The sequence below is a fragment of the Sphingomonas sp. PvP018 genome, assembly GCF_017876865.1.
Lineage (GTDB): Bacteria > Pseudomonadota > Alphaproteobacteria > Sphingomonadales > Sphingomonadaceae > Sphingomonas > Sphingomonas aerolata.
Genome location: NZ_JAGIOU010000001.1, coordinates 2588940 through 2611862, shown reverse-complemented (window position 1 = coordinate 2611862; position 22923 = coordinate 2588940). Strand labels below are relative to the sequence as shown.

Below are 22923 nucleotides of genomic sequence, written 5' to 3'. Positions count from 1 at the left end.
GCAAGCCGTGCGCGCAGCGGGTCACGGTGCGCAGCGGACCGAGCCGGAGCCCATCTTGGACACGGTGCACCGCGCCGCGCTGCCCAGGTCGACATCGCCCGACCCCATCATGTCGACGGTGGCAGGGCCATCGACGACCGCCCGGACGCTGCCCGAGCCGGCAATCTCGACCCGCGCGGACCGGGCCTTGAGCCCGGCTGCGTCGACATCCCCCGAGCCGGCGATCTCGACCGCCAGCGCCCGCGCGGATCCTGCCGCCGAGACGCTGCCCGAGCCCGCGATCGAGACGGCGAGATCGTCGACCTTCACCGCCGCGACCCCCAGGCTGCCGGAGCCTGCGACATCGGCCGCGAATCGCGTTCCCTCGACCCGGTCGACGGTCATGTCCCCCGATCCCGATATCGCCGCCGCCGCCAGCCGCGGCAGCGTGACGAAGACCTTGACCTTGCCCGATCGCCCCCAGTTGAGATTGACGCCCTTGCGCCGCCCGATCTCGAGCGTGTCGCCGTCCCGCTCGATCGTCAGCCGGTCGAGCGCCTCGGCAGGCCCCTGCGCACGCACCGAAAAGCCAGTTCCCACGCGCACATCGACATCGCTCGCACCGCGCAGGTCGATCGTGCTGAAATCGCTGACCATATAGGTGCGGGTCGTGCCGGTGCCGCTCGGCGATGCCCCCGCCCCGTCATCGTCCCCCGACCAGCTGAACGAGCAGGCGGCAAGCGGCATCATGAGACCGAGCGCGAGATACTTCATGGCATCCTCCTGTGTATTGCCCAGACAATACACCCGATCGGCGAGAGGCGGAAGCGGAATCCGTGGTGGTCATCGGCCGGCGGGCCAGAAACGCAAAAGGGCGGCCCCGCGGGACCGCCCTTGCGTCATCGAACGGAGCGCCAGCGGTCAGGCAGGCAGCTTGTCCTTGTTGTAGATCGCGGCGGCAGCGCGGAGGATGTCGAGGATCTTCTCCTGCGCCTTGGGCTCGTCAATCTCTTCCATCGCGGCGAGTTCGCGGGCGAGACGGCTGGTCGCACCTTCGAAGATCTGACGCTCGGAATAGCTCTGCTCGGGCTGGTCGTCGGCGCGGAACAGGTCGCGGACCACTTCGGCGATCGACACGAGGTCGCCCGAATTGATCTTCGCCTCATATTCCTGCGCGCGGCGCGACCACATGGTGCGCTTGACCTTGGGCTTGCCCTTGAGCGTGTCCATCGCCTCGCGCATGGTCTTGTCCGAGGACAATTTGCGCATGCCGACGCTTTCGGCCTTGTTGGTCGGAACGCGGAGCGTCATGCGCTCCTTCTCGAAACGGAGGACGTAGAGTTCGAGCGTCATGCCGGCGATTTCCGAGCGTTGCAGCTCGATCACACGGCCGACTCCGTGCTTTGGGTAAACGACGAAATCACCGACGTCGAAGGACAGTGCCTTGGCAGCCATTGGGGGCCTTTCCGGATCAATGCCTCCACGCGGTGCCACAGCGACGCGTTCGCCGGATTGCACCGTGGAGGAATAGGGTTCGAACATACTCCAGGCGGACGACTTGACATATCGCGCCCGTCACGGACCCAATTACCATCTTTGCAACAAAATTACCAGCCGATCGTGACAGCCCTCGTGCCCCAATCCGCCATAAAGACACGAATTTCGTGCGATTTTCAGTCGCCGGCGCCGGGCTCGGGCGAGAAATACTTGTCGAACTTGCCCTCAACGCCCTTCATCGCGTCCGCGTCGGGAGGCGTCTGGTTGTCGTTGCGCGTGACGTTGGGCCACTGCGCGGAGAAGGTCGTGTTGAGTTCGAGCCACTGCTCCAGCCCGCTCTCGGTGTCGGGCAGGATCGCCTCGGCGGGGCATTCGGGTTCGCACACGCCGCAGTCGATGCACTCGCTGGGATTGATCACCAGCATGTTCTCGCCCTCGTAGAAGCAATCGACCGGGCACACTTCCACGCAATCCATGTACTTGCAGCGGATGCAGGCATCGGTGACGACGTAGGTCATTGCAGAACTCCTGGGCCGGATTCCTTCCCGGCGACGAACGGCCTGCGACTATGCGCGCAGGCCCGTCGCGTCAATCATAGCAAGCCTTCTGCGAGACGTTATCAGGCTTTGCCGCCTCCGACCGCTTCCGTCCAAACCACGCCGTCATCCTGACGAAAGTCAGGATCCAAGGCCATGAGACGCTGTCCTTCGGTATCCTGGATCCTGACTTTCGTCAGGATGACGGGCGGGGTGGTGCGACGTCGTCCGCTTCGGTGCCGGCGGGGGTCTGGCCAGCGATCAGGTCTTGATAGCACGCCTGCGCTTCGGGGGCGGGACCGCGGCGTGTCGGCAGTGCCTCGATGCGGATCACGCGGACGCGGTCGTTGGCGGCGAAGGTGAGGACGTTGCCGATCCGGACGGGACAGTGTGCGCGGTCGATCGCGCGGCCGTCGATTCGCAGATGCCCCTTCTCGGCGATCGCCTGGGCCGCACTGCGCGTCTTGGCGAGCCGGACGAACCACAGGAACCGATCGATCCGCATCGCGCCTTCAACCATGGCGGACCAGTGCGGCAAGCCCGGCAAACGCGTTCTGCCGCGACGGGTCGATCGGCGTCGCAGGGACGGCGCGCGCGGGCGGGCGGCCGCGCCAGACCCAGCGCGGCGTGTCGCCCGCCAGCGCCTTGAAGCCCAGCTCGGCCATCAGCCGCTCGATCGACGCAGGCTCGAGCCCGATCGAGGTCGCGAGCGCCGGGTCGGGCGCGAACGGTGCGCGGCCGGTGCGCGAATCATGCGCGGCGCGGGCGATACGCTCGATCAGGTCGACGCGCACCGCCTGAAGCCCCAGCGGGCGGAACCCGGCCTCGAGCGTCGCGCCATCACTGCCGCGCGCGAGCACGGTCGCCCCGTCGCGCGGCGCGGTGATCACCGTCCCGCGGATGCTAGCGAGGATACGGCGCCAGCGCGCCGGCTCGGGCTTGAGCAGGCGGACGTCGAACAGGTCGAGCGCACCGATCATGATGCCGATTTTGCGCAACCGCTTGCGCTCGTCAGGATCAACCGCCTCGAGCGCGAGCCGCATTGGCAGGCGGGGCAGGATCCCGCCCGCTTCCTCGATCGCGCTGGCGACCGCGCGCAGCGCCGGGGTCGCGTCCGCGTCGCGGCTGAGCGCGGCAAGATCGACGAGCACCGCGAGCCGCCGCTTCAGCATCGCCGCGAGCCAGCGCGACAGGCGCGTCTCGATCCGCTCGCGCGCCGCCTTGTCGAGACAGTCGAGCGCGCGATCGAGGATCAGTTTCGGGCGGGCGAAGGACGGCCCTGCGCCGAGCCGGGCGACGGGATGCCCCGCCCATACGATCTGCGCCGACTCGTCGAGCGCGATGTCCGCATCCGGCGCATCGACGAGCGACTGGCCGCGCCGCGTGCGTTCGCCCGTCAGCCGCTTTTCGGCGGCGGCGAGCAGCAGGCGCTTGTCGCTGGCGCGCGCGTCGGCGGCGACGGTGAAGCGGAAGCCGTCGAGGCGGCCGATCGGGTGATCCTCGACCATCACCTCGCCCTCCGGACCGATCACGACCGGGAGCGACGCGGCGTCCGCACCGATCTGACGCATCAGCGCGGTCGTACGCTTGTCGACGAAGCGCTGCGTCAGACTGGCATGAAGCGCGTCGGACAGACGCTCCTCGAGCGCGGCGGTGCGCGCGGCCCAGTGCGCGGGCTCGGCGAGCCAGTCGGCCCGCTGCGCGATATAGGCCCAGATCCGCGTCGCCGCGATCCGGCCCGCGATCACCGGCACGTCGCCCGCGACGGTGTCGAGCCGCACGATCTCGTCGGCGAACCATTGGTGCGGGATATGCCCCCGCCCCTCGCTGAGATGTCCGAACACCCGCGAGACGAAGCGCGCATGCGGGTCGAGCCCGACCTTGCGGAAATCAGGGATGCCGCACGCCGCCCAGAGCCGCGCGACCATCTTCGGGTGCCGCGTCCGTTCGCGCACCCAGCCCTCCTCGGCGAGCCGCTTGAGCACGCCGAGGTCGAGCGCCTGGGGTGCGGCGCGCAGGACGCCCGCGGGCGGGCGCGCCTCGAGGCTGGCGACCAGCGCGTCGATGCTGGCAAAATCGGGTTCACCCTGCCGCCAGTAAAGGTTTTCGAGGCGCGGGAAGCGGTGTTCCTCGATCGCGAGCACCTCTTCGGGCAGGAACGCGCCGGGCCCGTCATCGGACAGCGCGCCGAACGTGCCGTCGCGCTGGTGTCGCCCGGCGCGGCCCGCGATCTGCGCCATCTCGGCCACGGTCAGGCGACGCTGGCGCTTGCCGTCGAACTTGTTGAGGCTGGCGAACGCGACATGCGCGACGTCCATGTTGAGCCCCATGCCGATCGCGTCGGTGGCGACGAGATAATCGACCTCGCCCGCCTGGAACATCGCGACCTGCGCGTTGCGGGTACGCGGTGACAGCGCGCCCATCACCACCGCCGCACCACCGCGCAGCCGCCGCAGCATCTCGGCGACGGCATAGACCTCCTCGGCCGAGAAGGCGACGATCGCGGACCGCTTGGGCAGGCGGCTGATCTTCTTGGCGCCCGCATAGGTAAGCGTCGAGAAACGCGGGCGGTTGACGATTTCCGCCCCGGGCACGAGCGCCTTGATCATCGGCCGCAGCGCCTCGGAGCCGAGAATCATCGTCTCCTCGCGTCCGCGGGCACGGAGCAGCCGGTCGGTGAATACATGGCCGCGCTCGGGATCGGCGCCCAGCTGCGCCTCGTCCAGCCCGACGAACGCGACGTCGCGGTCGGGCATCGATTCGGCGGTGCAGAGCAGCCAGCGCGCATCGGGCGGCATGATCTTTTCCTCGCCGGTGACCAGCGCGACGCGGTTCGCGCCCTTGATCGCGACGACGCGGTCATAGACCTCGCGCGCCAGCAGTCGCAGCGGGAAGCCGATCATGCCGCTCGAATGCGCGCACATCCGCTCGATCGCGAGGTGCGTCTTGCCTGTGTTGGTCGGCCCCAGGACCGCGGTCACGCCGCCGGACACATCGTCACTCATAGCCTTGAACATCGGGCGTTAGGTCGCGCGGCGCAATGACCGGCAGGACAAGTTCGCCGTATTCCGCGCACAGGCTTCCGTCCGCCCCCGCCGCACCACGCCTCGTCGTCGTGCGTGGCTGGCGTGCGGCGGGTTAATTTGACTTTAGGACCCTTGCTGCACAGGACTCCGACCCGCGCCGGGGGGAACGGCGAGCCTGGCCGGAAATGTGCGCCAGGAATTTGGGCCACGAGGTGCGCGACGTGTATCTAGGGACGGAGCAGGAACTGGCGCTGGCGGGCGGCATCGACGCCCGAGGTTTCGGGCGCGCCGCCACCACCGGTTCCGACGCAATTCCCCGGGGCATCACGCGGTTGCACGACGCCGCAGCACGGATCGACTGGGTGCCCGATCTGGGCAGCGCGATCGGTAGTGCGACGTGGTGGCGCGGCCTCGCGACCTGCACCGCGCTGTGCGCTGCGACCGTCATGCTCGCCCCCGGCTTTCGTCCGCTGACCGGCGGCGTCCCCGCACCGCTGGCCGGTTCGGCACGCGAGCAGGCGCGGGCACTGGCGATCGCGCCGCTCGGCCAGGGCGCGGATACGGGGCGGCGGATGGCGGCGAACGACCTTGTCGTGCCGCTCGCGCAGGCCCCCGAACGGCCCAGCGTCGATCTTGCCGCGACACTGGGTCAGGGCGATGCCTTCGACCGGGTCCTGATCCGCGCGGGCGTCAGCCGGCGTGACGCCAGTGCTGCATCGGCGCTGATCGCGCAGACGGTCGATCCCGGCGCGATCCCGGCGGGCACGCGGATCGCGCTGACGCTGGGCCGGCGTGCAAATCGCACGGTCGCGCGTCCGCTCGACTCGCTCGCGGTGCGCGCACGGTTCGACCTCGACGTATCATTGCACCGCACCGCAGCGGGTCTGGCAATGACGCGCACGGCGATCGCGGTCGACCGCACGCCGCTGCGGATCCAGGGGCTCGCCGGATCGAGCCTCTACCGGTCGATGCGCGCCGCCGGCGTGCCGGCCAAGGCGGTCGAGACCTATATCAAGGCGATCGCGACGCGGCTTTCGATCGGTCGCGACGTCAGCGCGACGGACCGTTTCGACCTGATCGTTGCCCGCGAACGCGCCGCGACCGGCGAAACGCGGATCGGCGCGCTGCTGTTCGCCGGGATCGACCAGGGACGGCGCACGCTGCAGCTCGTCCGCTTCGCACCGGCCGCTGCGACCAACAACCAGTCGGATCTCGACACTGCAGAGGGCGAAGACGCCGGCCGCGGCGGCTGGTTCGACGCCAATGGCCAGACCGAACGCCGCGCCGTGTCGGGCATGCCGGTGATGGGCCGCATCACGTCCGGTTTCGGCCTGCGCGTGCATCCGCTGCTCGGCTTCACGCGGATGCACAAGGGACTCGACATCGGGGCGCCGCGGGGCGCGCCGATCCATGCGATGACCGACGGGGTGGTCAGCTTCGCGGGCCGGACCGGCGGCTATGGCAATTTCGTCAAGCTCGTCCACGGCGGCGGTCTGGCGAGCGGCTATGGCCATATGAGCCGGATCGCGGTCGCATCGGGCACGCGCGTACGCCAGGGCCAGGTCATCGGCTATGTCGGCTCGACCGGTATGTCGACGGGGCCGCATCTCCACTGGGAAGTGTGGAGGAATGGCGGCGCGATCAATCCGCGATCGGTATCGCTGGCGAGCGCGGCACAGCTGTCCGGCCCGGCATTGCGCGCGTTCAAGGCGCGGGTCGCCCGCCTGCTCGCGGTCCGCACCGGCACCTAGCAACGCGCGCCGCGCCATACGGATCTGCATCCGCCACCGAGTCCCCGCAGATGCCCGTGTCGACCGCGTGCACTATTGATCGATCATCTTTCCGAATTCGAACAGACTAACGCGCTGTGGGTCCCGATCACGGACGCAGATCCCATACTAAAGTCCGGTTCGTAGTTCTACGATATTACAGTGCTGACATGCGCCATGCTAGGCGGGATGCACCATCGCTTTACCGGATATGTGACGATCATGCAGACAGGGCTCTCCTCGACCGCGACCGGACGGCTCATTTCGATCCAGGGCTATGTTCCGGGACGCGCGATGCGCCGCGAGCAGGACTGGGCCCTGCGGATCGCCAGCCGGCCGCAACCCCGGCCGACACCCGTCACCGCGATCCGGCCCGCCCGCGCGACGCCCGTGCCAGCCTTGCGGACAGTGCTGTATCTGAGCAAGATCAAGCCCGATATCGCGATGGATCAGCGCGCGCTGATGGAGATCGTCAACGAGTCCAGTGCGCGGAACGCACAGGCCGGCATCACCGGCGCGCTGATCATCACCGATCTGCACTTCGTCCAGTTGGTCGAGGGACCGGATCCGGCGATCTCCAATCTGCTCGCGCGGCTGAGCGCCGACCGGCGCCATAGCGACGTGACGATCATCACGGACATGATCGGCCTCGACCGGGGGTTCCGGCGCTTTTCGCTGGCCTATTCGGGTCCCGACACGTTCGTCGACCAGCAGCTCATCCCGATGCTCGCCACCCCGAACGGGCCCGGCAAGCCGGAGATCGCATGCCGCCTGATCAACCGGCTGCGGCTGATGGCGGACAACGAGATCACCGAAACCGACTACGCCGCCTAGGCGCCGCCGCGAGTAGCACCCGCCACGACGACCGACAGCCGGCTCACTTGCCCTGCGCGCGCCATTTCAGGATCGTCCGGTCGATAATCTGCTCCTCGCCGCCGACATCGCGCCATAGCGCCGAGAAGAGCGGATCGCTCGAGGCAGGGCGGCGCGTGTCCTCGAGATCGTCGAACGCGACGCGGATCGGGATCGTAACGCCCTCCCCGCAGATAATGGCCTCGCGATTGCGCAGCGCAGGGATGGATTCGAGAAAGCCGCGTGCGCCCTCGGGCATCGCCGCGCGGACAAAGGCCTGATCGCGTTCGTTGTTGAGCCGCATCGCGACGATCGTCCCGCACTGCGACAGGACGCCTTCCGCCAGATCGGACGGGCGCTGCGTGATCAACCCGAGCGAAACGCCGTATTTGCGGCCCTCCTTGGCGATCCGTCCGAGGATCCGCCCGACCGAGCTTTCCGCCTGACGATCGTTCGGGATGTAGCGATGCGCCTCCTCGCAGACGAGCAGGATCGGTCGCTGCGGCTCGTTGCGCGACCAGATCGCGAAATCGAACGTCATCCGTGCGAGCATCGCGACGACGACGGCGGTGATGTCCGACGGCACGCCCGATACGTCGATGATCGAGATCGGCCGGCCGTCGCCGGGCAGGCGGAAGATGCGCTGGAGAAACGCCGCCATCGTATCCGCGACGAGCATCCCCGAGAACATGAAGCCATAGCGCGGATCCGCCTTGATCTCGTCGATCTTGCCCTTGAGCCGCAGATAGGGGCTGATGTCGCCCGCGCGGTCCATCTTGCCCATTTCGAGGCTGATGATGCCGGTCAGGTCGCTGAGCAGATAGGGAATCGGCGCGTCGACCGTCAGCTTGGCGATCGCCTGGCCGAGCCGGCTCTTCGCACGGGCGGCAAGCAGGCATTTGGCGAGGATGTCCGCATCGAACTGGCGCTGTTCCCCGGTGCTGGTCAGGAAGACCTCGCAATGCTCTTCGAAATTCATCAGCCAATAGGGCATTTGCAGGTTCGACACGTCGTGGATTGCGCCGTTCGTGCCAAAGGCCGCGGCATATTCGCCATGCGGGTCGATCATCACGATATGCCCCTGCGGCGCGAGGTCGCAGATCCGGTGCAGGATCAGCGCGGCAGCGGTCGACTTGCCCGTGCCGGTCGAGCCGACGAGCGCGAAATGCTTGCCCAGCATCGCATCGACATACAGCGCGGCGGGAACGTCGGCGGTCGGATAGACGGTACCGATCGCGATATTCGCGCGGTCCTCGGCGGCATAGACCTCGCGCAGGTCGCGCGTCGTGACCGCGAACACCTCGCAGCCCGGCATGGGATAGCGCGTCACGCCGCGGCGGAATCCGTACAACGCGCCGGTCGCCCGGTCCTCATCCCCCTCGCCAAGGAAATCGATCTCGCCCGCGATGACGCTGCCCATCGCCGCCTCGAGCGCGAGCGAGCGGACATTGGCGATGATCCATGACGTGCCGACCCGGATCTTGACCTGGCTGCCGACCTGGCCGGCGGCGGCCAGCACCGCGTCGGAGTGCGCGAGCAGCGGCGCGATCGCGGTCCGGTCGAGCAGGACCCGGCTGCTGGCACCGGCGATCGCGGATATGACGCCGATCGGGACGTCGGCCTGTCCCCCCGGGTGTGCGTCCGGCCCCGCGCCGTCCACGATCGCCGCGGCGGCAATCGCCCGCTGGAACAGATGGGCGGCGGGCATGTCGGTCATAGGCGGTCGGTCCTCGATCCTCCGGCTTTTGCCAGATGTCCGCATCCATGCCGCGCACGGGTAAAGAATGCGTGAGCGCTCGCGCGCCTCAGACCCGGCGCGCGATCCAGCCGGCCGCCCAACCGAGAAAGATCGAGAGAAAGACCGCGACCAGGCCATAGGCGATCGCCGACCGGTCGGCCGCGCGCGCGACGAAGCGTTCGAACCCCGATTTGCGGATGTCGATGTCGCGCACCGCCGCGGCCAGCACACGGCCGTCGCGGATCAGGAAGGTTTCCGCGGTGAAGCGCCCGACCGGTACGCGCGCGGGCACTGAAACCCGCGCGCGGTACAGCACGTCATCGGTGATCTCGACTGCGCCCGGCGCCTCGTAATACAGCCCGGCACGCCGTTTCAGGTCGACCAGGCCGCGCTGGAACCGGTCCTGCGTCGGAATCGGCGCGCTCGACGCGGGCGACAATTGCAGGCTGTCGAGGCCGAGTTCGTAGATCGCCCGGGTGCGGTCGTCGACCAGCCGCCCGATCGGCTTGGATGAGGCGATCGCATAGAAACTGGGCGCGGACCGATAGCGCAGCCGCGACGTGTTGACCCAGATGCCGGCGACCTTCTCCTTCTCGCGCATCACGATCGACTGGGTCGGCCCCTTGACGACGACGACGATGTCGGTGGGACTCTCGCCGCTCGGCAGGCGCCCGCCGGGATAGAGGATCGCGCCGAACAGCAGCAGTTCGGCCCCGGTGAAGCTGTAGGCGATCTCGATATTGCGCTGCGACACGTCGGGGACGAGCACCGGCTTGGCCTGCGCCATCAGCAGCGGCGCGAGCAGGAGGAGCGGCGCGCCGGGCTTCACGACAGCGTGACCGAGAAGATCTCCTCGGGCCGCCACACCAGCCCGAGCACGATCCGTGCGCCGACGAGCAGCACCATCACGGCGAGCCCGAGACGAAGATATTCGGGACGGAATTTGGTCGCGAACCGCGCACCGATCTGCGCGCCGACGACCGATCCGATCAGCAGCAGCCCGGCCAGCACGATGTCGACCGCCTTGGTCGTCGTCGCATGCACCATCGTCGCCACCGCGGTGACGAACAGCGTCTGGAACAGCGAGGTTCCGACCACCACCGACGTCGCCATGCCGAGCAGATAGATCATCGCCGGTACCAGGATGAACCCGCCGCCGATCCCCAGCAACATGGTCAGGATCCCGGTCGAAAAGCCGAGCAGGAGCGGCGCCAGCGGCGAGATATAGAGGCCCGAGGCGTAGAATCGCGTGCGCAGCGGGAGCGCGGCGACCAGCGGGTGATGGCGTCGCTTGCGCGGCTTGGCGGGGCGGCCGGTCCGGGCACGGCGGATCGTCCCGATCGATTCGCTCGCCATCATGCCGCCGATCGAGCCGAGCATCACGACATAGACGATCGCGATCACGGTATCGATCTGGCCGCTCTGCTGGAGCAGCCGGAACAGCCAGGCGCCGAAGAACGCGCCCAATATGCCGCCTGCGACGAGGACGCCGCCCATTTTCACATCGACGCCGTTGCGGCGGAAATGCGCGAACACGCCCGACACGCTTGCCCCGGTGACCTGGCTTGCGGACGAGGCGGCGGCAACGGTCGGCGGGATGCCATAGACGATCAGCAGCGGCGTCGTCAGAAAGCCGCCGCCGACCCCGAACATCCCCGACAAGAGCCCGACACCGCCGCCGAGCAGGATGATGACGAGCGCATTGACCGACAGGTTTGCGATGGGAAGATACAGGTCCACGCGCGTCGTTATACGCAAACCGGCCGCGGGGGCTAGCGGCCGGCTAGAAGTCGCTGCCGACCGAGAATGCGGGACCCGAGCCGGGCCGGGCGGTGCCGGCGATACGCTGGCGCCAGTCGAGTGCGAGACGGACCGATCGTCGGCCGAGCGGCAGTGCGAGCCCGAGCGACGGACCGAGATCGCCCCGTGTCGCCCCCCGCTGCGCGCTCACCCAAGCGCCGACCCCCGCGTCGAGACGGAGCCCACCGCGATCCGCGACGCCGTGCGTCAGGCGCGCGGCGGCATCGACGAACCCTTCGACGCCGTCGCGCATGATCGCCCCCGCCTGGCCATAGGTCTCGATGCGCGCACCGGGTGCGATCTCGGCGGGGCCGTAGCCTGCGATCACGCCGACCGTCGGGCCGCCGCGGCCCCCGTCGAGGACGAAGCGCTGTTCGGCGATCAGACGGACGGGCCAGCGGGTCGGCCGCCATTCGATGCCGAGGGCCGCCTCGCGTCCGCGTCCCTCGAGCGGCGCGGCGAGCCGCGCGGTCAGCCCGAGCCGCCGCGATGGGTCGATTCCGTAGACGGCCCGCACCCCCGCCTGCGATGCGCCCAATTGCCCCCCCGATACCGTACCCGACGCGCCACCGCGCGCGAGCAGCCAGCTGCTGACGCTCAGCGGCGCGTGCGCAGTTGCGCGGGTCGCACCGATCGCGGCCGGACCGAGCGGCGGGAGCATCGCGATCCGGCCCTGCCGGTCGAGCGCGAGGTCGGGCTGGACGTCCATAGCGACTTGGGCGTCACGATCTGCAGCGAGCGTCGTGCGAACGTCAACGGCGCGCGTGCCCGCGTTCAGGATGACCGCGGCGAGCACCGGCGCGGCGCGGGCATGGCTGCGCGACGCGTGGGCACCATGCCCGATGGTCCAGTAGGGCGGTCGCGACGGCGTGACACGCCGGTCGGGGCGGTGGGCCGCGGCAGCAGTGATGTTCGCATCGGCGGTGGCGCGACGATGGTCGGTAGTGGCGATACCCACGGCGCGGGCTGAGGGCGAAGCTTGCCGATCGTGCCGCGTGCCCGCCACGACAGTAGGACGCTGCAGGCTGCCAGATCCGCCGGGCGACAGCACCCCCGCGGCATAGGGTGACAGCACCAGGATCCGCATCACGACCCATGCGCCGAGCGCGGCGGCGAGAAAACGGAGCGGCCGCCCGCCCTTCACCCGTGGCGCAGCGTGTGCGTCCCGCTCACCCTCCCGATGATCGAAGATCGGGAAATTCATGCCGGGTCTTGTCCCAGACCAGCGCCGCGCCGCGCAGCATCGCAATATAGCGGACCACGGCGCGCGGCGCGGCGATGAGGCTGATGACATTGCCGACGACGAAGCGGGGCAGCGACCAGAATGCCTCGGCCAAGCCGTAGATGCGCGCGGTGAAGGCCATCCGCATCCCGAGCCGCCACACGAGAAGCCCGATATTCGCCCCCGCCAGCCAGACGACCGGCATCGCCGGCCAGCCCTGCGCGGCCGGGACCATCGCATGAACCAGGAACGTCAGGACCCAGGCGGTCAGCCCGACATAGGCGGCGGCCAGCACGACCATGCTGAGCGGCGCCCGCCGATCGCGCATCCGCATCCAGTGATCGGCCAGTGCCTGCGGACGGGCCCAGCCGGTCCGGTCCCAGCCCGCCAGCGCGATCCCGGTCATCCAGCGCGCCTTTTGCCGGACGGCGGCATCGAAGGTCGCCGGGAAGAACGCCCGCACCGCGATCAGCGCGCCCGCATCGTCGACGATCCGCGCAAACCGTCCGGCCCCACCGAGCTGGGCGATCCGCAGCCCGAGTTCATAATCCTCGGTCAGGCTGGACGCGTCGAACGGATCGCCGTCGCGGGTCGCCGCCACGGTATCGAGGATCGCGGTGGACATCGCACACCCCGTCCCCGCCAGCGGCATCCCCGCACCGAGCGCGGTACGGATGACCAGCTGCTTCATATGCGCTTCGGCGAACTCATCGGCATAATGCCCCGACACGAGTCGCGAGCTGCGCTTGACGAGCGGCAGGACGGGCAATTGCACGACGGCATAATGGTCGATCAGCGAATCGAACACGCGCAGTTCGAGCGGGTGCACGACGTCTTCCGCATCGTGCAGCACGACCGCCTTGGTCCGCCGCCCGTCGCGATCATCGGCGCGGCGCAGCGCATGCCAGAGCGTGTTGAGGCAGTCCGCCTTTGTCGTCGGCCCATCGCGCTGGCCGATGACCAGGCGGATCCGCGGATCGCGGGCCGCCACGCGCGCCGCGGCGTCGATCGTCGCGCGGTCGTTCGGATAGAGTCCGACGAAGATCCGGTAATCGTCATGGTCGAACCGCGCCACCGCCGCCGACAACATCGCGCCGATCACCGCCACCTCGTCCCAGGCCGGTACGAACACCGCGAGCCGGCCGGGCTCCGACGGCGTGGGCAGCGCGTCCATGCCCGGCAAGGTCGATGGTCCGCGCCAGATTTTCCAGACAAAGAATGCGATGTCGACCAGGAGGTCATCGATGCCGCCGATCAGCAAGCCGACCGCAGCAAATGCCACCGCCTCGCGCACGATGATATCGATGATCCCCAGCGACTCGCTCATCGGCCCTCTCCCCGGGCAAGACTATCCGCTGTCCCCGCCGTAACGGACCAAACATGATCCGTTTCGGACAGGTGTCGGCCGACCGATCGTCAGAATATTGGAATGACTTGGCTCGTCCGCCGACCGATGCTGAAATTTGGATCGAATGAACATCGCCTGCCACGCTGCCCGGTGCGCGACTCAGCGTCTGTTCGGCAGGGCGAGGACGGCTCCTCATCACCGATGAGACCCACGTACAAGTTGGTATTGCGGCTTTTCGGCACGGCGAGGTTGCCAATTCGTTCCGCATCGCGCACGGTCGGCAACGTGCTTGCCTACCCCGCCCTTCACGCCAGCCATGGCGGCATCTGGGTCGCGCAGGGCGGCGAGACGCGCGGGATCGGGCGTGGCGAAGCGATCCGGATCGCTGCCGATACCCCCGTCATCCTGCTCAACGCCGCGCTGATCGGCCAGCGTCTGGGCTATGCCGATCTGTCGGGACTCGACCTGCTCGAACTCTATGCGTTCCTGCGCCCGGCGCAGTTTGCGGTGCCGACGCCAAAGGGCATCGCCCGCGTCACCGGTCTCGACCTGCCGACCGAGGATGCCGATGTCGCGCCGTTCCTGTTGCGCGCGGCCGAGGCGATGCTGGCGCTGACCGACGCGGCCGACTGGCCCGAACGCGAGGGGGCCTGGACCGCGGCGCAGTCGCTCTATCGGTTACGCTGGCCCTGGGCGCCGGTGGTCGCCGAACGGCTGGCCAAGCCCGCGGTCAACGAACGCTGGCTGTTTTCGAAACTGCCCGAATGGGAGGAGCAGGCTCCGCGCCCCGCGCCGCGGACGATCGCGATCGAGCCGGGTGATGCCGAGGCGCGGCTCGACGACCTGACCGGGCATGGCGCGGAGGAGCGACCGGGGCAGCGCGCCTATGCCGCCGCGGCGACGGCCGCGTTCGCACCGCGGGCGGTGCGCGATTCGCCCAATCTGGTGCTGGCGGAGGCGGGGACCGGGATCGGCAAGACGCTCGGCTATCTCGCCCCCGCCTCGATCTGGGCGGAAAAGGCGGGTGGCGCGGTCTGGATCTCGACCTACACCAAGGCGCTGCAGCGCCAGCTGGGACGCGAGACAGAACGGCTCTTTCCCGATCCCGCGGTCCGCCGGACCAAGGTCGTCACGCGCAAGGGCCGCGAGAATTATCTCTGCCTGCTGAACCTCGAAGACGCGTTGCAAGGCGGCTTTGCGGGGCGGGCGGCGGTGCTTGCGCAGCTCGTCGCGCGCTGGGCCGCGTATAGCGCGGACGGCGACATGGTCGGCGGCGACCTGCCCGGCTGGCTGCCGACACTGTTCCGGCGCAACGGATCGACCGCGCTGACCGACCGGCGCGGCGAGTGCGTCTATGCCGGCTGCCCGCATTACCGCAAATGCTTCATCGAACGTGCGGCACGCGCCTCGACCGATGCCGACATCGTCATCGCCAACCATGCGCTGGTCATGGTCAACGCAGCACGCGGACGCGAACTCGCGACGCGGCCGACGCGTTATGTCTTCGACGAGGGGCATCACATCTTCGACGCCGCCGATTCGATGTTCGCGACCGCGCTGACCGGCGGCGAGACGATCGAGTTGCGCCGCTGGATCATCGGTCCCGAGGGCAGCAGCCGGGGACGGCGGCGCGGACTGGCCGCACGCTTGTCCGATCTCGCCAGCTATGACGAGGCCGGCAATCGCGCGATCGGCGAGGCGGTGGCCGCGGCCGGCGCGCTGGCGAGCGAGGGCTGGCTACAGCGGATCGGCGAGGGCGCGCCGTTCGGGCCGATCGAAGAGCTGCTCGCCGCGGTTCGCGGGCTGACCTATGCGCGCGCCGAACAGCCGGGCGATGCGGGCTATGGGCTGGAGACCGAACTCGCCGAACCCGATCCGACGCTGATCGAGGCCGCCGCACCTGCCGCGGCCGCTCTCGACGCGCTGGTGCGTCCGCTGGTCACGCTCGGCCGGCGGCTCGAGGCGGTGCTGAGCGAGGCGCCCGACTGGCTCGACGGACCGGCGCGCGCGCGCGTCGAGGGCGCGATCGCGTCGATCGGGTGGCGCGCCGAGACGGTGGCGGCCTGGCTTTCGCTGCTGGCGCGCGTCGGTGGGCCCGCAGATGCCGATTTCGTCGACTGGCTCGCGGTCGACCGGGTCGAGGGACGCGAATTCGATATCGGGCTGCACCGCCGCTGGCTCGACCCGACCCGGCCCTTTGCGGAGGTCGTGCTGAAACCCGCGCATGGCGCGCTGGTGACGTCGGCGACGCTGACCGGGGGCGGCAGCGCGGAGGAAGGCTGGCAGATCGCCGAGGCGCGCAGCGGCGCACCGCATCTCACCCGCCCGGCCGCGCGATTCGCCGCGCTCAGCCCGTTCGACTATGCGACGCAGGCCGAGGTGCTGATCGTCACCGACGTCAAGCGCGGCGATGTGGGCGCGCTGGCCAACGCCTATGCCCGACTGATCGTCGCCTCGCGCGGCGGGACGCTCGGGCTGTTCACCGCGATCCGCCGGTTGCGCGGCGTGCATGGCCGGATCGCCGACCGGCTGGCGCGCGAAGGGCTGCCGCTGCTCGCGCAGCATGTCGATCCGATCGATACCGGCACATTGGTCGATATCTTCCGCGATGACCCGGGCGCGTCGCTGCTCGGCACCGATGCACTGCGCGACGGGGTCGACGTGCCCGGCGAATCGCTGCGGCTGGTGGTGATGGAGGGCGTGCCCTGGCCCAAGCCGACCGTGCTGCATGCCGCGCGACGGCTTGCCGGCGGCGGTGCCGTATATGACGACCGGCTGATCCGCGCGCGGCTGGCGCAGGCGTTCGGCCGGCTGATCCGGCGTGCGGACGATTCGGGCGCGTTCGTCATGCTGTCCGCGGCGATGCCGTCGCGGCTGCTCAGCGCGTTCCCGCCCGGTGTGCCGGTGACGCGCGTGACGCTCGACGAAGCGGTGACCCGAGTCGCGGCACGGCTTTCCTCGCGCGCCGCCTTGAGGCATGAGGCGGGCGAACCGGCCCGAGGACCCTTATCATGACGCCCGAGCCATGAAGACGCTGACGCTGCTGCGCCATGCCAAGTCGGGCTGGGACGACACGGTCTCGCGCGATTTCGACCGGCCGCTGAACGCCAAGGGCCGCCGCGCCGCGACGATCATCGGGCGGCAGATGCGCACGCTGTCGCTCGCGTTCGACCATGTCGTCGCCTCGCCCGCGGTCCGTGTCGTCGAGACGCTCGACGAGATCGTCGCGGGCTATGGACGCACGCTGGCACCCGACTGGGACCGGCGACTGTATCTGGCGTCGGCGGGGACGATTCTCGACCTCGTCCGCGATCTGCCGCGCGGCGTCGATCGCGCGCTGGTGATCGGGCATAATCCGGGGCTTGAGGATCTCGTCCTGTTGCTGACCCCAGACGTGACCCACCCGTTCCGCGACGCGGTCGAGGACAAATATCCGACCGCAAGTCTTGCCGAGCTGCAGTTCGACATCGACGACTGGGACGATCTGACGAGCGGATCGGCGCGGTTCACCCGCTTCGTCCGGCCGCGCGATCTCGATCCGACGCTGGGGCCCGACGCGGACTGACGCGTCGGGCCGGACTCGTCAGCCCTTGCCCTCGAGCTGGGCCTTCAGCCCCGAAAACGCGTTGACCGGCTGATATTCATCTTCGCTGATCACCCCGGCGGCGCGCAGTGCGGCCGCGGCATTGGGGCCGCGGGGAAAGGGATCGAGCGCGAGCGCGAGCGTCTCGGCCGCCGCTTCCCCCAGATCGACCGCACCGCCATCGATCGGCACGGTGTCGAGCGCATCGTCCGACAATTCGATCTCGCCGTCGACCGCGCCGAAATCATCAACGAAGCGCAGCGCGACGGGTTCGTCGATCGTCGCGGTGAGCGGTTCGTCGGTCACCGAACAGGCCTGCACCACCTTTGCCGTCACATGCCCGTTGGCGACGATCCCGGCAGTGTCCCGCCGGATCGTGAAGCGCGCCTCGAGCAGGTCGACGGACAGGATCGCAAACCGTGCGGCAAGCTTGCGGCGTTCCTCGGGCGTTGCGGCGAAGGTCACGCTGCGATCGCGCTCGCCGATCGTGTCGAGTCGCTCGGGGCGGCTGAATTCGGGGGTCATGGCAGCTCTCCGGCGAGTAAGGTTGATAGCGGGACACCGGCGAGTGCGGCGTGGAAGTCGGTGAGTGCCGTGCGGACATGCGCGAGCGCGGGGGGCGCGGGCGGATCACCGCGATAGAGGTTGCGGACCAGCGGTCCGTCGAGATCACCGGCCGCGAGCCCGTCGCGATAGGCACCGAGCCGCCCGCCGAGCATGCTCATCATCCGGCCGATATGCTTGCCGACGATGATGTCGCCGATCCCGAGCTCACGAAGCTGCCCGTCCATGTCGTCGACGAAGCGTTCCGCGAGTCGCGCGGCGGGCTCACCACCCGATGGCTCCGATTCCATCCGCAGCATGACGAGCGCGAGCACCGCGGCGATCATGTCGAAGCGGCCGTCGACCGTGTCGGGCACCTGCCCGTCGCGATACCAGTGCTCCGCGCGCGCGCGCTGCACGACCGCGGTATAAAGTGGCAGCGCCTCGTCGTGCTTCTCGCCCAATAGCCTGCCGAACCAGCCCAAATCCTGTCGCCTTCCCGTCGCCAATGCGCGGCGGCTTGTTTGCCTGCGCAACCTCGCATATCGAGGCGATCCGCGGCCGATGCAATCGTGCTGCTGCCAGTATCGCGTGACCCCGCCCCGGGAGAGTATATGAGCGTCCTTTCATTCCGCCTGACACGCCGTACGGCCAGCGTCGCGGCGCTCGCGCTCGTCGGCCTGACGAGCGCAGGCTGCACGCAGCTTCGCTCGCATCAGGGCTATGTGGTCGATGTCGACCTCGTCAACTCGGTCCAGCCTGGCGTCGACAACCGTCAGTCGGTGCTCCAGACGCTCGGCAAGCCGACGCTCGCGGGACAGTTCGACCAGGGCGACTGGTATTATCTGGCGCGCGACAGCCGCAACCTGGCGTTCCGCAACCCGCGCCCGAACGCGCAGATCACGCTGCAGATCAGCTTCGACCAGCAGGGCACCGTCACCGCGATCCGTCGCGGCGGGCTCGATCAGGTCGCGTCGATCAGCCCCGATGGCAAGACGACGCCGACGCTGGGTCGCCAGCGCGGCTTCTTCCAGGATCTGTTCGGCAATATCGGCTCGGTCGGTGCCCCCGGCACGGGCGGCGGCGGTGGCGCCAATACGGGTACGGGCCGCACGCGGCCCTAACGCTACCGGGCGGTCGCGGACTTTGCAGACTCGTACCTTCGCGCTAGGGCGCGGGGCATGACCGACGAGCTCCGCACCGCCGCCCTGGAATCCAAAGCCTGGCCGTATGAGGAGGCGCGCAAACTCCTCAAGCGCTATCCGCAGGGCAAGCAGGGCGCGCCGATCCTGTTCGAGACCGGCTATGGCCCGTCGGGCCTGCCGCATATCGGCACGTTCAACGAAGTGCTGCGCACGACGATGGTGCGCAACGCCTTCCACGCGCTGAGCGACACGCCGACCCGGCTGATTGCGTTTTCGGACGACATGGACGGGTTGCGCAAGGTGCCCGACAACGTCCCCAATGGCGACATGCTACGCGAGCATCTCGGCAAGCCGCTGACGCAGATCCCCGATCCGTTCGGCACGCATTCGAGCTTTGCCGCACATAACAACGCGATTTTGCGCGAATTCCTCGATCGCTACGGCTTCGATTACGAGTTCGCGTCGTCGACCGACTATTACACGAGCGGGCGTTTCGACGAGGCGTTGAAGGGCGTGCTGCGGCATTTCCAGGGCATCCAGGACGTGATGCTGCCGACGCTCCGCGCCGAGCGCCGCGCGACCTATTCGCCGGTGCTGCCGATCTCGCCGACCAGCGGCATCGTGTTGCAGGTGCCGATCGAGGTGATCGATGCCGAGGCCGGGCTGATCGCGTTCGAGGATGAGGGGCAGCGGATCGAGCAGAGCGTGCTCGGCGGCAAGGCCAAGCTGCAGTGGAAGGTCGACTGGGCGATGCGCTGGGTCGCGCTCGGCGTCGATTACGAGATGGCGGGCAAGGACCTGATCGATTCGGTGACCCAGTCGTCGAAGATCGCGCGCGTACTCGGCGGCCGCCCGCCCGAGGGCTTCAACTACGAGATGTTCCTCGACGAGAATGGCGAGAAGATCTCGAAGTCCAAGGGCAATGGCCTCAGCCTCGACCAGTGGCTGACCTATGGCCCGCAGGAATCGCTGGCGTTCTACGCGTATCGCGAGCCGAAGAAGGCGAAGTCGTTGCATATGGGCGTGATCCCGCGCGCGGTGGACGAATATTGGCAGTTCCGCGGCAATTATGCCGGCCAGGACCTGAAGCAGAAGCTCGGCAATCCGGTGCATCACATCCATGACGGCAAGCTCCCCGAGGGCGAGTTGCCGGTGACGTTCGGGCTGCTGCTCAACCTCGTCGGCGTGATGGGCGATGCGAGCAAGGCGCAGGTCTGGGGCTATCTGGCGAACTATGTCCCCGATGCGTCGGCGGAGAGCTATCCCGAGCTCGACAAGCTGATCGACCATGCGCTGGCGTACGGCCGCGATTTTGTCGCGCCGACGCTCAAGCGGCGTGCGCCCGAAGGGGTCGAGATCGCGGCGCTCGAACGGCTCGATGCCGAACTCGCCGCGCTGCCCGCCGATGCGAGCGCGGAGGATGTGCAGAACATCGTCTACGAGATCGGCAAGACCGGCGGGTTCGAGACCCTGCGCGACTGGTTCAAGGCGCTGTACGAGACGCTGCTCGGCTCCGAACAGGGGCCGCGGATGGGCAGTTTCATCGCGCTGTACGGGATCGACAATTCGCGCAAGCTGATCGCGGAGGCGCTCGCCCGCCCCGCTACCTGACACTCCTTACGAGGGTATACCCGATGCGCATGTTCTTCGACGACCGGCAGCGGGCGCATGCGCCGACTCAGGAGCTGCACAATGGCGGCTTCACGACCTATGCGGAGATGCCCGCGCGGGTCGATGCGATCCTGGCCGCGCTGGGGCCGGTCGAGACGCCGGCGGATCGCGGCGAGGCGGCGATCCTCGCGGTGCATTCGCCGGCCTATGTCACGTTCCTGAAGGACGCGGCGCGGCTGTGGCGCGAGGCGGGGCGGACGGGCGATGCGATTCCCTATGCGTTTCCGATCCGCGGGCGGCGACCGCTCGGCCTGACGCGGATCGATGCGATGATCGGCGCGCACAGCTTCGACGCAACGACGCCGATCACCCCCGACAGCTGGGCCGCTTCCTATGGCAGCGCGCAGTCCGCGCTGGCCGCGACGCACGCGGTGCTGGAGGGCGACGGCGCGGCGTTCGCACTGTGCCGGCCGCCCGGTCATCATGCGGGTGCGGATTATTGCGGCGGCTATTGCCATCTCAACACCGCGGCGATCGCAGCGCAGGCGGCACGTGATGCGGGCGTCGCGCGCGTCGCGATCCTCGACATCGACTATCATCACGGCAACGGCACGCAGGACATCTTCTACGACCGCGGCGATGTGTTCTACGCCTCGGTCCATGCCGATCCGCGGACCGACTATCCGTTCTTCTGGGGGCATGCGGACGAGACGGGGGACGGCGACGGTCGCGGTGCGACGCTGAACCTGCCTTTGCCCCACGGCACGACGATCGACGCGTTTCGCACGGCGCAGACGATCGCGCTCGACGCGATCGCGGCGTTCGATCCCGGGCTGCTCGTCGTCAGCTTCGGCGCGGATACGTGGGCGGGGGATCCGATCTCGCACTTCGCGCTGACCACGCCCGATTATGCGGTGCTGGCGCGCGATATCGCGGCGCGCGGCTGGCCGACCGCGATCGTCATGGAGGGCGGCTATGCGGTCGATGCGCTCGGCCACAATGTCGACAGCTTCCTGCGGGGATTCTGACATTTCAGGGACGGGTATCGCGGCGGGGACGCCGGCCTATCGCGGGCTGACGCTGGCGATGCTGTTCGCGGGGTTCTCGACCTTCTCGCTGCTTTATTCGGTGCAGCCCTTGCTGCCGTCGTTCGCCGCGCAGTTCGCCCTGAGCGCGGAGGCGGCGTCGCTTGCGGTCTCGCTGGCGACGGGGCCGCTCGCGATCGGAATCCTGTTCGCAGGCCTGGTGTCCGACCGGCTCGGGCGGCGGCCGCTGATGATCGCGGCGATGTTCGCGGCGGGTGCGCTGACGCTGGCGACCGCCTTGGTGCCGGGGTGGAGCGGGTTGCTCGTGCTGCGGTTCCTCACCGGGGTGGCGCTCGCGGGGGTGCCGGCGGTGGCGATGGCCTATGTCGCCGAGGAGGTCGATTCGGCGTCGGTCGGGGGTGCGATGGGGCTTTATATCGCGGGCAGCGCGATCGGCGGGATGGGCGGACGGCTGGTCGCGAGCCTCGTCGCCGATTTCGGCGGGTGGAGATTCGCGATCGCCGCGGTCGGGGTCGCGGGGCTGGCGATGGCGGAGGGGTTTCGCCGGCTGGCCCCGCCGTCACGCAACTTCCGCCCCAGCGCGGGCCGACCGGCGGCCTTGGTCCGCGATGCGCGTGCGCTGTTCACCGACCGGGCGATGCCTTTGCTGTATCTCGAGGCGTTCCTGCTGATGGGGGTGTTCGTCACCGTCTACAATTATGCAGGATTCCGGCTGATGGGGCCGCCTTACGGGCTCAGCCAGTCGGCGGTCGGCGCGGTGTTCCTGCTCTATGTCCTCGGGTCTATCAGCTCGGCGCGGTTCGGGACGCTCGCCGGCAGGCTGGGGCGGCGGACGATCTTCTGGGTGCCGGTGGTGGTGCTGATCGGCGGTGTCGCGCTGACCGCGATGCAGCCGCTGGCGCTGGTGATCGCCGGGATCGCGGTGGTGACGATCGGCTTTTTCGGCGCGCATTCGATCGCGAGCGCGTGGGTCGGGCGGCGGGCACAGAGCGTCGCGGGCGGTGGCGCGCGCGGGCAGGCGGCTGCGTTCTATCTGTTCTTCTATTATATGGGGTCGAGCGTGCTGGGCTCGGCGGGCGGGTTCGCGTGGACGCATGCCGGCTGGCCCGGGGTGACGGGCTTTTGCCTGGTCGTCGGCGGGGCGGCGCTGGCGATCGGGCTGAGGCTGCGCGCGGTGCCACCATTGCGGGTCGAGCCGGTGGCAGCACCGCGGATGCCGGTGCCCTGA

20 protein-coding genes are annotated in these 22923 nt (G+C 68.9%); 8 read left to right on the top strand and 12 right to left on the bottom strand.

Features of this window, described 5'->3' with window-relative positions; translation table 11 throughout:
- Positions 1-21: 21 nt before the first annotated feature.
- The 5 genes from J3A66_RS11480 to J3A66_RS11460 form a co-directional block, all read right to left on the bottom strand.
- Positions 22-753: a head GIN domain-containing protein gene (locus J3A66_RS11480; protein WP_209568999.1), complete on the bottom strand. Its 732-nt coding sequence runs from the start codon at positions 751-753 to the stop codon at positions 22-24.
- A 147-nt stretch (positions 754-900) separates the two neighbouring features.
- Positions 901-1434, bottom strand: coding sequence for a CarD family transcriptional regulator (locus J3A66_RS11475; RefSeq protein WP_031393647.1), 534 nt, complete (start codon positions 1432-1434; stop codon positions 901-903).
- 218 nt (positions 1435-1652) lie between these two features.
- Positions 1653-1994 (bottom strand): ferredoxin FdxA, encoded by a 342-nt coding sequence (gene fdxA / locus J3A66_RS11470; protein WP_031393648.1) that lies wholly within the window; start codon positions 1992-1994, stop codon positions 1653-1655.
- Between the two features lie 214 nt (positions 1995-2208).
- A complete protein-coding gene (locus J3A66_RS11465; protein ID WP_244648453.1) occupies positions 2209-2532 on the bottom strand; it encodes an RNA-binding S4 domain-containing protein in 324 nt (107 codons plus the stop codon).
- On the bottom strand, positions 2525-5017 hold the full coding sequence (locus J3A66_RS11460; RefSeq protein ID WP_209568997.1) for a helicase-related protein: 2493 nt from the start codon (positions 5015-5017) through the stop codon (positions 2525-2527). Before J3A66_RS11460 ends, J3A66_RS11465 begins: the two co-directional genes overlap by 8 nt.
- A gap of 242 nt (positions 5018-5259) precedes the next feature.
- Between J3A66_RS11460 and J3A66_RS11455 the strand changes: the two genes are divergently transcribed.
- Positions 5260-6789: a M23 family metallopeptidase gene (locus J3A66_RS11455; protein ID WP_209568995.1), complete on the top strand. Its 1530-nt coding sequence runs from the start codon at positions 5260-5262 to the stop codon at positions 6787-6789.
- Between the two features lie 207 nt (positions 6790-6996).
- Positions 6997-7641, top strand: a complete 645-nt coding sequence (locus tag J3A66_RS11450) for a BLUF domain-containing protein (RefSeq protein ID WP_159511982.1) — start codon at positions 6997-6999, stop codon at positions 7639-7641.
- A gap of 43 nt (positions 7642-7684) precedes the next feature.
- On the opposite strand, the gene J3A66_RS11445 is transcribed toward J3A66_RS11450, so the two are convergent.
- The 5 genes from J3A66_RS11445 to J3A66_RS11425 all read right to left on the bottom strand — a co-directional run bounded on the left by J3A66_RS11445 (position 7685) and on the right by J3A66_RS11425 (position 13746).
- Positions 7685-9376 carry a DUF87 domain-containing protein gene (locus J3A66_RS11445; RefSeq protein WP_209568994.1) on the bottom strand — a complete coding sequence of 564 codons (1692 nt, stop codon included), beginning with the start codon at positions 9374-9376 and terminating at the stop codon, positions 7685-7687.
- Positions 9377-9464: 88 nt separating this feature from the next.
- Positions 9465-10184, bottom strand: coding sequence for a TIGR02186 family protein (locus J3A66_RS11440; RefSeq protein WP_052149151.1), 720 nt, complete (start codon positions 10182-10184; stop codon positions 9465-9467).
- A 38-nt stretch (positions 10185-10222) separates the two neighbouring features.
- The gene (locus J3A66_RS11435) at positions 10223-11137 is read right to left on the bottom strand and encodes a sulfite exporter TauE/SafE family protein (RefSeq protein WP_037529957.1); all 915 of its coding nucleotides are present in this window, start codon (positions 11135-11137) and stop codon (positions 10223-10225) included.
- A 43-nt stretch (positions 11138-11180) separates the two neighbouring features.
- The gene (locus J3A66_RS19280; protein WP_245336806.1) at positions 11181-12401 is read right to left on the bottom strand and encodes a hypothetical protein; all 1221 of its coding nucleotides are present in this window, start codon (positions 12399-12401) and stop codon (positions 11181-11183) included.
- Positions 12367-13746 carry a glycosyl transferase family protein gene (locus tag J3A66_RS11425; protein ID WP_209568992.1) on the bottom strand — a complete coding sequence of 460 codons (1380 nt, stop codon included), beginning with the start codon at positions 13744-13746 and terminating at the stop codon, positions 12367-12369. The genes J3A66_RS19280 and J3A66_RS11425 overlap by 35 nt, the downstream gene beginning before the upstream one ends.
- 306 nt (positions 13747-14052) lie before the next feature.
- On the opposite strand from J3A66_RS11425, the gene J3A66_RS11420 reads away from it, so the two are divergent.
- On the top strand, positions 14053-16782 hold the full coding sequence (locus J3A66_RS11420) for an ATP-dependent DNA helicase (protein ID WP_348634041.1): 2730 nt from the start codon (positions 14053-14055) through the stop codon (positions 16780-16782).
- Positions 16783-16792: 10 nt separating this feature from the next.
- Positions 16793-17332, top strand: a complete 540-nt coding sequence (locus tag J3A66_RS11415) for a histidine phosphatase family protein (protein WP_031396398.1) — start codon at positions 16793-16795, stop codon at positions 17330-17332.
- Between the two features lie 18 nt (positions 17333-17350).
- On the opposite strand, the gene J3A66_RS11410 is transcribed toward J3A66_RS11415, so the two are convergent.
- The gene (locus tag J3A66_RS11410; protein WP_209568987.1) at positions 17351-17875 is read right to left on the bottom strand and encodes a YceD family protein; all 525 of its coding nucleotides are present in this window, start codon (positions 17873-17875) and stop codon (positions 17351-17353) included.
- Positions 17872-18378 carry a ubiquinol-cytochrome C chaperone family protein gene (locus J3A66_RS11405; RefSeq protein WP_107931007.1) on the bottom strand — a complete coding sequence of 169 codons (507 nt, stop codon included), beginning with the start codon at positions 18376-18378 and terminating at the stop codon, positions 17872-17874. Before J3A66_RS11405 ends, J3A66_RS11410 begins: the two co-directional genes overlap by 4 nt.
- A 129-nt stretch (positions 18379-18507) precedes the next feature.
- Here J3A66_RS11405 and bamE point away from each other — a divergent pair, with 129 nt between their 5' ends.
- Genes bamE through J3A66_RS11385 form a run of 4 tightly spaced genes read left to right on the top strand, consistent with a single transcriptional unit; the run spans position 18508 to position 22923 of the window.
- Positions 18508-19017, top strand: a complete 510-nt coding sequence (gene bamE / locus J3A66_RS11400) for an outer membrane protein assembly factor BamE (protein WP_031396395.1) — start codon at positions 18508-18510, stop codon at positions 19015-19017.
- A 57-nt stretch (positions 19018-19074) separates the two neighbouring features.
- Positions 19075-20649 carry a lysine--tRNA ligase gene (locus tag J3A66_RS11395; protein WP_209568986.1) on the top strand — a complete coding sequence of 525 codons (1575 nt, stop codon included), beginning with the start codon at positions 19075-19077 and terminating at the stop codon, positions 20647-20649.
- 23 nt (positions 20650-20672) lie between these two features.
- Positions 20673-21677 carry a histone deacetylase family protein gene (locus J3A66_RS11390; protein ID WP_209568984.1) on the top strand — a complete coding sequence of 335 codons (1005 nt, stop codon included), beginning with the start codon at positions 20673-20675 and terminating at the stop codon, positions 21675-21677.
- A complete protein-coding gene (locus J3A66_RS11385; protein WP_209568982.1) occupies positions 21649-22923 on the top strand; it encodes an MFS transporter in 1275 nt (424 codons plus the stop codon). The genes J3A66_RS11390 and J3A66_RS11385 overlap by 29 nt, the downstream gene beginning before the upstream one ends.